Annotated in this window: 13 protein-coding genes; 7 read left to right on the plus strand and 6 right to left on the minus strand. The window is 67.6% G+C overall.

The features are described 5' to 3' along the window. Positions 1 to 126 precede the first annotated feature (126 nt). The 4 genes from ACFC0O_RS02090 to ACFC0O_RS02105 form a co-directional block, all read right to left on the minus strand. Positions 127 to 1,695: a molybdopterin-dependent oxidoreductase gene (locus tag ACFC0O_RS02090; protein ID WP_375953041.1), complete on the minus strand. Its 1,569-nt coding sequence runs from the start codon at positions 1,693 to 1,695 to the stop codon at positions 127 to 129. A 33-nt stretch (positions 1,696 to 1,728) separates the two neighbouring features. Further along, positions 1,729 to 2,478: an anti-sigma factor domain-containing protein gene (locus tag ACFC0O_RS02095; RefSeq protein WP_375953043.1), complete on the minus strand. Its 750-nt coding sequence runs from the start codon at positions 2,476 to 2,478 to the stop codon at positions 1,729 to 1,731. Continuing rightward, positions 2,475 to 3,134 (minus strand): ECF RNA polymerase sigma factor SigK, encoded by a 660-nt coding sequence (gene sigK, locus ACFC0O_RS02100; RefSeq protein ID WP_375955897.1) that lies wholly within the window; start codon positions 3,132 to 3,134, stop codon positions 2,475 to 2,477. The genes ACFC0O_RS02095 and sigK (ACFC0O_RS02100) overlap by 4 nt, the downstream gene beginning before the upstream one ends. A 125-nt stretch (positions 3,135 to 3,259) precedes the next feature. Beyond that, positions 3,260 to 3,892 (minus strand): fasciclin domain-containing protein, encoded by a 633-nt coding sequence (locus ACFC0O_RS02105; protein ID WP_375955900.1) that lies wholly within the window; start codon positions 3,890 to 3,892, stop codon positions 3,260 to 3,262. Positions 3,893 to 4,274: 382 nt separating this feature from the next. Here ACFC0O_RS02105 and ACFC0O_RS02110 point away from each other — a divergent pair, with 382 nt between their 5' ends. The 7 genes from ACFC0O_RS02110 (at position 4,275) to ACFC0O_RS02140 (ending at position 11,095) form a co-directional block, all read left to right on the plus strand. Continuing rightward, a complete protein-coding gene (locus ACFC0O_RS02110) occupies positions 4,275 to 5,564 on the plus strand; it encodes an NAD(P)/FAD-dependent oxidoreductase (protein ID WP_375955903.1) in 1,290 nt (429 codons plus the stop codon). A gap of 25 nt (positions 5,565 to 5,589) precedes the next feature. Continuing rightward, entirely contained in the window at positions 5,590 to 6,357 is a 768-nt protein-coding gene (locus ACFC0O_RS02115) for a DUF1365 domain-containing protein (RefSeq protein WP_375955905.1), read from the plus strand. Further along, entirely contained in the window at positions 6,354 to 7,652 is a 1,299-nt protein-coding gene (locus ACFC0O_RS02120) for a class I SAM-dependent methyltransferase (RefSeq protein ID WP_375953045.1), read from the plus strand. Before ACFC0O_RS02115 ends, ACFC0O_RS02120 begins: the two co-directional genes overlap by 4 nt. A gap of 205 nt (positions 7,653 to 7,857) precedes the next feature. Further along, positions 7,858 to 8,514 carry an ECF RNA polymerase sigma factor SigK gene (sigK, locus tag ACFC0O_RS02125; protein ID WP_375953047.1) on the plus strand — a complete coding sequence of 219 codons (657 nt, stop codon included), beginning with the start codon at positions 7,858 to 7,860 and terminating at the stop codon, positions 8,512 to 8,514. After that, positions 8,507 to 9,250 carry an anti-sigma factor domain-containing protein gene (locus ACFC0O_RS02130; protein ID WP_375953049.1) on the plus strand — a complete coding sequence of 248 codons (744 nt, stop codon included), beginning with the start codon at positions 8,507 to 8,509 and terminating at the stop codon, positions 9,248 to 9,250. The genes sigK (ACFC0O_RS02125) and ACFC0O_RS02130 overlap by 8 nt, the downstream gene beginning before the upstream one ends. A gap of 374 nt (positions 9,251 to 9,624) precedes the next feature. Then, positions 9,625 to 10,305, plus strand: a complete 681-nt coding sequence (locus ACFC0O_RS02135) for a hypothetical protein (protein ID WP_375953051.1) — start codon at positions 9,625 to 9,627, stop codon at positions 10,303 to 10,305. Positions 10,306 to 10,387: 82 nt separating this feature from the next. Beyond that, positions 10,388 to 11,095: a hypothetical protein gene (locus ACFC0O_RS02140; RefSeq protein WP_375953053.1), complete on the plus strand. Its 708-nt coding sequence runs from the start codon at positions 10,388 to 10,390 to the stop codon at positions 11,093 to 11,095. Positions 11,096 to 11,098: 3 nt separating this feature from the next. Here the strand turns inward: ACFC0O_RS02140 and ACFC0O_RS02145 are convergent, their stop codons facing one another. Continuing rightward, on the minus strand, positions 11,099 to 11,719 hold the full coding sequence (locus ACFC0O_RS02145) for a TetR/AcrR family transcriptional regulator (RefSeq protein ID WP_375953054.1): 621 nt from the start codon (positions 11,717 to 11,719) through the stop codon (positions 11,099 to 11,101). After that, positions 11,707 to 12,582, minus strand: coding sequence for an SAM-dependent methyltransferase (locus ACFC0O_RS02150; RefSeq protein WP_375953055.1), 876 nt, complete (start codon positions 12,580 to 12,582; stop codon positions 11,707 to 11,709). Before ACFC0O_RS02150 ends, ACFC0O_RS02145 begins: the two co-directional genes overlap by 13 nt. Between the last annotated feature and the right edge of the window lie 6 nt (positions 12,583 to 12,588).

The raw sequence follows: 12,588 nt of genomic DNA on the forward strand, positions 1-12,588 counted from the left end.
TCCGAAATCTCTTGATAAGCCGGTCAATTCCGGCAAACGGCGCGATTCCTTCACTGGCGCAGCAAGAATCGGCCGGTGCGCGAAGCGCCCGGCCGAGCTGAATTTCCGAGGGTTAGACGGCGGTCCTCATCGCACCGTCACCACCCGGCTGTGCCAGCCGGTGGACCCACTGGGAAACGGCGGCGTGCGCCGATCGGTCTGCTGCTCCCCCGAACGATCGGTGGCGCGCACCCGCAGGGTGTGATTGCCCGGCGCGGCATCCCAGCGCCAGGTCCACTGCCGCCAGGTGTCCAGCGAGTACTCGCTCGCGAGAGTGGCGGTCTCCCAGGGCCGATCGTCCACCTGCACCTCGACGCCATCGATTCCGCGCCCCTGCGCCCAGGCCACCCCCGCCACCATCACCACGCCCGCCGGGACCGTCGCGAAGGCGGCGGGCACATCGATCCGCGAGGCCGTCTTGATCGGGGCACGATCGGCCCAGCCGCGCTCGGTCCAATAGGCGCGCACCCGATCGAAGCGGGTCAGTTCCAGATCCACCACCCATTTGGTGGCCGAGACATACCCGTACAGTCCCGGCACCACCAGCCGCGCGGGATAGCCGTGCGCGATCGGCAGCGGTGCGCCGTTCATACCTACGGCGAGCAGGGCGTCACGCCCGTCCAGCACCGCCGCCAGCGGGGTGCCGATGGTGAAACCGTCGATACTGCGGGACAGCAGCATATCGGCGTCCGAATGAATTCCGGCCTCCGCCAGCAGATCCGCGATCGGATAGCCCAGCCAGCGCGCGGTCCCGGCGAGATTGCCGCCGACCTCGTTGGATACACAGGTGAGCGTGATGACGCGCTCGACCGCGGTCCGCATGCGCAGCCGATCCATATCGAATTCGACGGTGCGATCGGTCATTCCGTGAATCCGCAGCCGCCAGTCGGCGCTGGTCAGCGCGGGCAGCTGCAATGCGGTGTCGACCCGGTAGAAATCGGCGGCATCGGTGACGAACGGTGTGACACCGTCCACCTGGGCCTGCACCTCCGGGAACACCGTGGGCGCGGGCCGATTCGGGCGAGGCAGCAGGAACCGCGCGCGATCGGCGACCACATCGTGCAACCGCGCGCCCAATTGCCGCCCGGCCGCCGCCGCGACCAGTGCCAGCGCGCCCACACCCGCCGCGGTCGCCAGGAACCTGCGCCGCGACACCGCGACCGGTTCGAGTGACCGCAGCGCGGGTGCGCCCCCGACGAGCAGGCGCAACGCGATGATTCCGGCGACGATGCCCACCGCGGTGGGCAACACGAACCGGATGTCCGCCGTCGGCCTCTGCAGCGCGGCCCCCGCGGTGACAACGCCCAGCACCACCAGCAGTACACTTCCCAGGGGTCGCCGGCGCTCCAGCATGCCCGCCACGGCGGCACCGGCCGCCATCACCGCACCCATCGAAATGAACAGTGCCAGTTTGTCATTGCTGCCGAAGCGCCGAATCGCGGCGTCCTTCAACGCATGTGGCGTGTGATCGACCATGGTCGAGCCCAGCACGAAGAACGGTGAAGACGCCGGATCGATGAGGACGGCCACCAGATGACCCACGCCCAGCACGGTCGCCGCCGCGAGCAGCCCGGCCACCGCGCCCCTGACCCGATGACCGCGCTCGACCGGTGAATTCGGCTGGAGCGCTGTGAGAGTACTGCTCGGGACGGACATGGCGGCTACTTCCGGTAGGCCGGATTTACCGGCTCAGGTGATGAGGTTGAGACTGGCGATCGGCGGTGTGGTCGGCTCCGGGGAGCCACCCGCCGGTTCGACGGTGACGGCGAGGGTGTCCACCGATCGGAACGGGGTCACCAGCGGCGCTCCGGTGGACCCGGACAACACCGCGGCCGAGCGCGGGGTACCGCCGAGCGGAACCAGCCACACCTGATAGGCATGTGCGTCCGGCGGTTGCGGGACCGCGCGAAAGCGCACCGAGGCGGCGGAAAGCGCCGCGGAGACATGTATTTCGAGTTGCCCGCCGGTGCTGACCGGAACGAATCGAATCGTCATATCGGGCTGCTGATCGATCATCGCCGCGGACAGCACATCACCGGTCGGGTGCGCGCCGGTCCGAAAGACCATGAAGCCCACGCCCATTCCGAGCGCCACCACCAGGACGACGGCCGCGGCCAGCCAATCCAGCCGGGAGAACGGGCCCATCCCCCAGATTCGGCGTCGATCATCGCGATCCAGGGCGGCCACCATCACCCGATCCAGGGCGCGCATGAGCCGATCTTCCAAATCGGCCGGGGCCGGACAACTGTCGACAATGCTGAGTTCGGCCATCGTCTCGCGGATCGAGGACACGGTGGCGTCGAATTCGGCGACCGTGAGCCGATCGGCGCGATCCCGCCGCTGTTCGATGGCGCCACGCTCGGAATCGGTGACGGCGTCCATCGCATACGGGTAGGCGAGCTCGAGCAGATCCATGTCCGGCCGCTCGATGGTGCTCATCCGAGGTCACCTCCTGTCAGGCAGGCCGCTAGGCGCTTGAGACCGTCGCGGATACGGGTTTTCACGGTGGGCACCGGGGTGCCCAGCTGTTCGGCGACCTCGGCATAGGTGCGGCCGCCGTAGTACGCCAGCGCGATGGTCTCGCGCTGGATCGGGGTGAGCGTCGCCAGGCAGCCCTGTACCGCGCGCTCGTCGAAACGCTGTTCCACCGCCTCCAGCACCACATCGTGATCGCGGCCCAAATGCAGTTGGCCATAGGCGATATCGCGTCCGGCGGCCGAATGCTCGACTCGGATGCGATCGACCGAGCGCCGATGCGCGAGCATCATCAGCCAGCCCATCGGACTGGACATTCGCTCGTCATAGCGGGCGGCCAGGGACCAGGCCTGGAGATAGACCTCCTGGGTGACCTCTTCGGCCGTCGCGCGATTGCGCGACATGCGTAGCGCCAGACCGAAAACCCGGTGGCTGGTCAGCCGATACAGCTCGGTGAACGCGTCCCGGTCACCGCCGCCCACCGCCACGACCAGTTCGGTCAGGCGCTGGGTCAGCTCCTCATCGCGTTCGGGTGCGCCGACCGGACACGAGGGTCCGGCGGCGGACTCGTCGCCGAGGTCGCGGAGCAGGGGCACGACATGCGAATTCTCTTCCTCCATCACGCTGGCACCTGCGGTATTCCTCCAGTTCCTGCCGGGGTGAACGGGATTCGCGGCGTCGACATCTGTCTCTCGCCTCCTGAGGACGGGGTGGACGTGCGTGACCATGAGCTGTCGGCCAGTACTCAGGCGGGCGGCATCAGGACGGTGTCGATCAGATAGACCGTCGCGTTCGCGGTGCGCACACCACCGCAGATCACCGATGCGTCACCGACTTTGAGGGTGTCGCCGCTGCCGGTGACCGTGACGTCCGCGCCTTCGACCGTCTTATGCGCACCGGCGATCTTGTCGGGCGCGATCTGGCCGGGCACCACGTGATAGGTGAGGATCTTGGTGAGAGTGGCCGAATCGGTCTTGAGACCGTCGACGGTCGCCGCCGGAATCTTCGCGAAGGCCGCGTCCACCGGAGCGAATACCGTGAACTGCCCGCCGTCGAGGGTGTCGACCAGATTCACCTGCGGATTGAGCTGACCCGAGACCGCCGCGGTCAGGGTCTTGAGCAGCGGATTGTTCGAGGCCGCCACGGCGACCGGATCCTGTGCCATACCGCTGACCGAACCGGCGCCGGTCGGGACCTGCTCGGCATAGGCCTTGCAGCCGGGGCCGACCAGGTTGGCGGCCGACGCCGCGGTGGTGGTGGTGGTGCCCGCCATCGAGGTGGTCGAGGCGCTGCTGGAGTCGGACTTGTCGCTCGAACAACCGGCGATCCCGGCGGTGGCGGCGGCTAGTACGGCGGTGAACACGAGCGAACGGTGCATGAGTTTCATGTCATTTCCTTCAGGCATAAGGGAGGGAGGGGTTTTCGCGAACTCCCCCGAGTCCGCCACTGGTCACCGGCCGATTGGTCGGGGTGCGAATGGTCGGCCGGTGACCGGTGCGGGGCGGCTCGTGCCCCGGCACTCATCCGTATCCGATGAGCGCGGAAAGGGTTTCGCCCAGCACCCTCCTCCGGTTTGGTCTGATTCCAAAATCTTTCGTGAGAGCCCGCTCGCCGAATCCGGTAAAAAAGTTCCGGCCGCGTCCAAACCGGGCCGCGAGGCATGTCGAAATCGGGGTATGGGTTCAGCTCACGACACTTCGGGATCGGCGCCGCACAGCCGTCGTACCGGCCGGAATCACAGCCGTCGTACCGGCCGGAATATCGCCGTGATCGGCAGCGGAGTAGCCGGGCTGACCGCCGCGTATGTGCTCGCCAAACATGATCGGGTGACGCTGTACGAACGCGATTCGCGACTCGGCGGGCACGCGCATACCCACGAGGTGGAGTTCGCTCCCGGCAAACACGTATCGGTCGACTCGGCGTTCCTGGTCCACAATGACCGCACCTATCCGACGCTGCAGCGCCTGTTCACCGAACTCGGCGTGGAAACCCACGACACCGATATGTCCATGTCGGTGCGCGCGGACGCGCGCGGGCTCCAGTACGCGGGCGCGCGCGGAGTATCCGGGCTATTCCCCGCCCCGCGAATGCTGGCGAAACCGCGCTATCTGCGGTTACTCACCGAAGTGCCGCGATTCCATCGCGCCGCGCGCGAGCTGTTACGGGACGGTGATAGCGAACTCACCCTCGCGGAATTCCTGACCCGGCATCGATTCGGGGCGTACTTCACCGAATACTTCATGACGCCGCTGGTGGCCGCGGTGTGGTCCTGCGATCCGGAAGTCGCGCTGCACTATCCCGCGCGATATCTGTTCCGGTTCCTCGACCATCACGGCATGCTCACCGTGTTCGGCTCGCCCACCTGGCGCACCGTCGTGGGCGGATCGGCCCGCTATGTGGAGAAGATCGCGGCCACCATCGACGAGATTCGCACGGGCACAGCCGTAATCGCGATTCACGAGGACTCCGACGGGGTGCTGGTGACCGATCGCGGCGGGGTGCGCCGATTCGACGCGGCGGTCGTCGCCACCCATCCGCGCCAGGCGCTGACCCTGCTCAGCGAACCGAGCGAACTCGCCGAGGCGGTGCTGGGAGCCATGCCGTATTCGATCAATCGCGCCCAATTGCACACCGACGAATCGTTGCTGCCGACGCTGCCGCGCGCCCGCGCTTCCTGGAACTACCTGGTCCGGGAGCCGGGCAGCGCCGAGGACGTGGTGGTCACCTACGATCTGACCCGGCTGATGGGGCTCGACCATATTCGCGATCGGCGATTCCTGGTCACCCTCAACGGTTCCGGACTCGTCGATCCCGCCCGGGTGCTCGCCGAAATGACCTATGAGCACCCGATATACACCCCCGAATCGGTCGCGGCACAGGCCCGGCTGCCCGAAATCGACAGTGACCGAATGGCATTCGCCGGGGCCTACCACGGCTGGGGCTTCCACGAGGACGGCGCGCTGTCCGGTCTGCGCGCGGCCGAACGCCTGGGCGGCTGGTGGCCGATCCTGCTGCCGGGGCGCACGGCGGACGCGGTGGGTGCGCGATGAACCCGGCAGGTGCGTTGTGAACGACATCCGCGAGCCCGCGCTGTACCTGACGCGGATCCGGCATGCGCGCGTCGAGCCGGTGCGGCATTCGTTCGAATACCGCGGGTACAGCTGGTATTTCGATATCGAGCGACCGCCGGTGCTGCCGATCGCGCTGCGCCCGTTCAGTTACTTCCGCGCCGCGGACCATCTCGCACCGCCACGAGCGAATACCGATGCGGCGCAGGGTCCCCCGCGACGGGATGACCTGCGTGCCCGGGTCGATGACTTCCTGGCCGAGCACGGCATCGACTGCACGGGCGGGCGCGTCACGGCGCTGATGAACGCGCGGGCGCTGGGCTATGTCTTCGATCCGCTCACCGTTTTCTGGTGTCACGCGCCCGACGGTTCGCTGCGATGCGTCATCGCGGAGGTGCACAACACCTATGGCGAGCGGCACGCCTACCTGGTGCGGCCCGATGAACTCGGCCGCGCGGACACCGATAAGCGGTTCTACGTCTCACCTTTCAACGAGGTCGACGGCCGCTATCAGCTGCGCCTGCCCGAACCCGAGGACGCGCTCGCGCTGCGCATCGCGCTGCTGCGCGCGGATCGCCCGCCCTTCACCGGATCGGTCTCGGGCCACCGCGTTCCGGTGACCGCGCGCACGGTGGTGCGCGCCCATCTGCGCACACCTTTGGCGCCCCTGCTCATCTCGGCCCGCATCCGCAAGCACGGCGTGGCGCTGTGGGCGCGCGGACTTCCGATCGCACCGCGGCCACTCGCCGAATCATCCCGAAGGACAGCACAGTGACCTCCTGCCTGCACACCACCACCGACGAACACCGGAATCCCCTGCCGCCCAGCGGGACTCGCGCCCGCATCAGCGCCGGGGTGGTGGCCATGCTCTTCCGCCGCGCGGTCGCCGGACTGCCGTTGCGCGTGGAATTCCCCGATGGCACGGTACTCGGCGCGCACGCCGATTCGGATCCGCTGCCGCGCATGATCATTCGCGATCCGTCGGCGTTCTTCGCACGGCTGGGCAGGCACGGTCTGATCGGTTTCGGAGAGTCCTATACCGCCGGGGAGTGGACCGCCCCGGATCCGGCGGCCGTGCTCACCGTGCTCGCCACCGATCTGACCCGCCTGATACCGCCTGCGCTGCAACGCTTCCGGGCGCTGCTGCCCGCACCGCCCGCCGGTGAGATCGGCACCGCGGATAACGCGCGCGACAATATCGAACACCATTACGACCTGTCGAACGAGCTGTTCCACACCTTCCTCGACGAGACCATGACCTACTCCTCGGCGTTGTTCGATCCCGCCGAAATGGCCGCCGGACCGGCGCGCTGGGAGCGGCTCGCACGGGCGCAGCGACGCAAGATCGATGTGCTGCTGGACGCGGCCGGGGTGCGCGCGGGCAGCCGGGTGCTCGAAATCGGCACGGGCTGGGGCGAATTGTGTGTCCGCGCGGCCGCGCGGGGCGCAACGGTGCATTCGGTGACCCTGTCCGCGCGGCAGCAGGAACTCGCGCGGCTGCGGGTCGCGGCCGCGGGATACGCGGATTCGGTGCGCATCGAATTGCGGGACTATCGCGAAATCCAGGGCAGCTATGACGCCATCGTCTCGGTGGAGATGATCGAGGCGGTCGGATACCGGCACTGGGAAACCTATTTCCGCTGCCTGGATCGCTATCTCGCACCGGGCGGGCGAATCGCGTTGCAGGCCATCACCATGCCGCATCGGCGCATGCTCGCCACCCGCAATACCTACACCTGGATTCAGAAGTACATCTTCCCGGGCGGTTTCCTGCCCTCCTCGGAGGCGATCGCCGATACCGCCGCCCGGCATACCCGGTTGCGGGTGCGCTCGGAGTTCGGCTTCGGAACGCACTACGCGGAAACGCTGCGGCTGTGGCGCGAACGCTTCGACAGTCGGACCGCCGATATCGAATCGCTCGGGTTCGACGGTCGTTTCCGGCGCATCTGGCAGTTCTACCTCGCGTACTCCGAGGCCGGATTCCGCTCCGGCTACCTCGATGTCCGGCATATCGTGCTCGATCGCCCGGAGGAACAGTCGTGGGCGTCCGAGATCGCGGACTGCCGATGATCGCCCGGCGGCCCGAGCAAACCGGGGCCGACCGGCCCGGATATCGGGGTCATCGGCGGCGCACCGCCCACTGCCGCCCGAGGCCGGCGCGATGAACTCAGCCGATATGGTTTCCATGCGTCACGAAGTGGAACTACTCTTCGGGAGAGCGTCCGGACCGCACGATCCATCGTCGAGTTGCCGAACCCCACGGAGAATCCACCACATGGCGGACGAACACCGCTTGTACACCATTCATACCGATAGCGCCGGGCCCGCCGAGGATCCGTCGTGTCCCACGCCGCGGCCCGCACCGGATCCCGAGGCGCAGAACCGTCTCATCACGTTGCTCACCGCGATCGCCGCCGGGGACCGTGAAGCCTTCACCCGGTTCTATCACTCCACCCACGACCGGGTGTTCGGGCTGGCATTGCGCGTCCTACGCCGGGAGAACGTGGCCGAGGAGATCACCCAGGAGGTGTATCTGTACGTCTGGAACGCCGCCGCGCAGTACGACCGGCGGCTCGCCAGCCCCATCGGCTGGCTCATGATGCTCACCCATCGGCGCGCGGTCGATCGCGTGCGTGTGGAATCGCGCTCGTACACCCGCGATATCGCCTACGGGCATCGCGAATTGGGCCGTGACCACGACATCGTGGCCGAGACGGTCGGCCAGCGCTCGGAAGAACGCGCGGTAGTGGACTGCCTGCGCACGCTGACGGACACCCAGCGTGAGACCCTCGCGCTGGCGTACTACGGCGGGCGCACCTACGCGGAGGTCGCGACACATCTGGGCATTCCGCTCTCAACCGTCAAGACACGCATACGCGACGGTCTCAAACGCTTGCAGAACTGTTTGACAGGATCAACGCACGATGTCTGAGCACCCACACACCGAATTGCTCGACCTGGCGTACCCCTACGCCCTCGACGCCCTGTCCGATGACGACAGGCGCGCCGTCGAGCAGCTGCTGAGCACCGCCGATGAGACGGCCGCGGCCGCCTTCCGGACGACCGTCCGCGATATCCACGAAACCATGGCCACCATGACCGAAGTGGACGCGCGCCCCGCGCCACCGGCGGTGGAAACCGCGCTGCAACGCGCCCTCGACGCGCAGCAGGCCGAATCCGCTTCCGGGACAGGCGGACCTGGATCGCCATCCGCTCGCAGATCTTGGCGGGTCGGGTGGCTGGCAGCCGCCGCGGCGCTCATCGCCGTCATCGCGCTCGGGGTGACGGTGGCGGTGTACCGCTCCGACTCCCCCGATTCCGGCGCGGTCACCGCCGAGAAGGTCCAGACTCACTCCGACACCCGCACGGCCACCGTGGATGTCGGAGGGGGCGGGACCATTACGGTCAGCGCGTCACGGGATCTGAATACCGCGGCGGTATCGTTCGCCGCGGTGCCTCCGCCCGCCACCGGGCGCACCTATCAGCTATGGGTGATTCCCGCTGGGGCGCAACCTCATTCACTCGCGGTGCTGGCGACCCTGCCCACCGCGCGCGACCCCATGCTCATGCCGCTGACCGATGCCGACAAACTCGCGCTCTCCGTCGAACCCGCGGGTGGCTCCCCGCAACCCACCACCGATCCCCTGGTGGCGGTGCAGCTGCGTTAGTGCCGCGCGTCGAACCGCGCCGTATGTGGTCGAAGTCATAAGCCTGGCGATCACGCGGCGCGGACCGATGTTTCGGGGCGGCTGCGGCGGCGGCTCATGCCCGCGCCGCCGTCTCGGTTGCCAGTCTGTAACCCTTGGTTGGCTCAATGTTCGCCACAGCAGTCACTGTACTTCCATTCGGTACCAATGTCTGGAAAACCACGCGGTGGCAATGAAATTCGTTCGCGCATGATTGAGATATAGCCAGCCGCTACCGTTGCCAAACAGGTGCCGGGTTCGTAGCCTACGCGCTGCCGATATGCGCCATCCGCCCTAGGGTCAGCCTTCTCCACACGACGAGAGGCCCGCGGGTTCTCGATGGAAAGGCGCTCACCATGTCGGCAGCACGAACCACCATCCTCGCTCTGGCCTGCTCGATGGCCGCGATCAGCGCCGCGGCGATGACCGCGCAGGCGGTACCGGCGACCAGCGATCCCCTTCGGCTCGAACCGGTCGCGGCTCCCGTCGCGCTCGCCGGAACCGGCAGTGCGGCAGCGGGAATCGGCTTCGCCGGACTGCTCGCGAGCGGTAGCGCCGCGCTCGGTACCGGCAGCGTCGCGGTCGCGCCGTGGGCGGCCGGGGCCGGTACCGGCAGTGCGGCGCTGGGCGCGGGCAGCGCGGCGGCGGCACCCGTCGGCGATCTATTGGGTGCGGCGGCACTGGCTTTGGGCACCGGCAGTGCGGCGCTCGGAGCCTCCGGTAGTGCCGCGTCCGGTGGGCTCGGCACACCGCTGGCCGTACTCGGCACCGGCAGTGCGGCACTCGGCACCGGCAGCGCCGGACTCGCGGCGGCGGGCACGGCCGTCGCGCCGTTCGCGGCGCTGGCGGGAACGGGTAGCGCGGGACTCGGGGCGGGTAGCGCGGCGGCCGCACCGGTCGTCGCGGGTGCGGGCACCGGTCTGGCTGCGCTGATCGCCACCGGCAGCACGGCGCTCGGGGCGGGTAGTGCGGCATCGCCGGTGGCGGCCGAAACAGCGCCCGCCGCTACCGAATACGAACCGCTCGCGCTCCGCTGACGGCGACCGCCCGGGCGGTGATCGGGTGCCGTAACGTGCCGGTACAGTCTCCACGCTGAACACGGATGGGCGGATATCGGCTATGTCGAATCATTTGATCGAGGATCTGGTCGAATCGTCCATCCGTGCTTTGCATGAGGCAGCAGGGGAACGCCGCCTGCGGGACCACATTGCCGCGCTGTATCGATTCCAGGAGGGGCAGGATTGTTCCTTCACCCGGTTCCGGGTGCTGGAGATTCTGCTCGAACACGGGTTCAGCTTTCGGTTCGAGCTAAGCGCGCATCCCGAATATGAGAGTCGGCGGGCGTTTTTCGATGGTTTGCGCGAATTCACCGCGCTCGCCGAGCCCGATGAGGATGGCCGCGATGACGATGCCTGGCTCGATCAGGGGTACGTCGATCCGCCGTATCTGTACTGCGATGCCGGAACGTCTCTCTGGCGCACGATGATCGAGCGCGGCGCTATATCGGGTGCGGATGCCGAACCGCCGCATAAGGTGCGCCTGCTCGATGTGGTGCGCGAAATCGTGGACGCGGCAGCGGTTTCCGGGGATATCGAACTGATCGCGCTCTGGCACGCACTGGGCTACTCGGCGCTGCTCGATGACGAGGTCTGGCTGGAGCCCGCGCCCGAAATCCCCGCTCTCGCGGCTATTCGAGACGTCGCCGTTCGCACCGGTGCGGTGTCCTTCGACCTGCCGGAGGGCTATCGGCCGCCGCTGTGGTTCATCGAGGATGACGAGATCGAGCGCTGGTGGGCGGGTGTCGATGAGTCGGCGCGGATCGACTGACGCTCAATCACTCTGCTGCGCTTCGGGATTGCCGGTGAGTGCACCGACGACCAGATCCGCTGCGCGGCGGTAGCTCTCGATATCGATATCGGGCTCCCACGCCTGCTGAAGAATGAAGCCCTGGATGATGGCCAGCACCAGGCGGGTGATGCCGTCGGCGTCGGCCGCGGCGGTGATGACGCCCTCGGCCTGTGCGGCGCGGATCGCGTCGAGGGCTAGGCCGCGCTGGCCGATCCCCTCGTCCACCGAGGGCCGAAAGCGTTCATTGACAAGCGATTCCGCCCACACCTGTACGCCCACCCGGCGGCGCTGCTGTTCGTCCGGATCGGCGAGCCAGTCGAAATAGGTGTCCAGGAACGTGCGCAGGCCCGCACTCGGATTCGCCGATCCGAGTGCGGATTCGAGGAGTTCCCGCTCGCGGTCGTGGCGCTCGCGCGCGACCGCGTCGACGATCTCTTCCTTACTGGCGTACCAGCAGTAGACCGCGCCGGGACTCAGTTTCGCGGTGCGGCAGATATCGGCCATGGTGGTGGCGTGCAGTCCGCGGGCGGCGAAGCATTCGATCGCCGCGTCGAGGATGCGGCGGCGGCGCTCCCGCGCCGTGCGTTCGGTCAGCTTGGGCATATGCGCGCCGCCGCGATTCGGTACAGCTCGGATGCGCGGTCCGCACGCCCGCTCGGGGCGAAATACCGGCGGCCCGCCGCCGCGGTCGACTCCTCCCACAGCAGGTCGAAGCCGCGTTCGGCCAGGTAGTCGTGCAATTCGGCGGGGTTCAGACCGAAGGTCCAGGGTTCGCCGACCTTGGCGACGCTACGTACCCAGCGTTCGGCTTCCGGGAAATCTGCGGTGCCGTCGAGCACGCCCGCGTGCACGAAGGTGAAAACCAGCATGCTGCCCGGGGCACTGAGTCTGCGCACGATATCGAGGGTGTGATCGACGGCCTCGGCGGTCAGATAGTTGGTGACGCCTTCCCACAGGAACAATGCAGGTTTCGTCGTCTCGAATTCGGCTGTGCGCAAAGCGCTTTCGAGATCGTCGCGTTCGAAGTCGACCGGTACGAAGCGAACCGAGTCCACTGTCGCGTGGGCCCGCCGCAACGCCGCCACTTTCATTTCCTGGGTTTCGCGCCGATCGATCTCGATTACGCGGGTGTGCCGCAACGCATCCAAACGCCATGCGCGACTGTCGAATCCGGCTCCCAGGATGACGACCTGATCGATCCCGTCCGCCACCGCCGTGTCGATGGCGTCATCGATCACGCGCGTGCGCACCACCGCTGACGGACGCGGACCCGGCCAGATCAGGTCGTACAGGCGCGGAGCGGTACGCCCCAGCAGCGGCATCCTCACCAGGGCCGCCGCACCGCGTAGTGGACCGGACAGAAAGGCCGTGGCCAGCGGATCACTGAATAGCCGGGATCGTTCGGGTAGCGCCGTCTCCATGGCTCGTTGCAATGCCATGGTCTGCGCGGTGAAGCTGGGCCGCATAAACAG

This window comes from Nocardia sp. NPDC056100, assembly GCF_042266325.1.
Taxonomy (GTDB): Bacteria; Actinomycetota; Actinomycetes; order Mycobacteriales; family Mycobacteriaceae; genus Nocardia.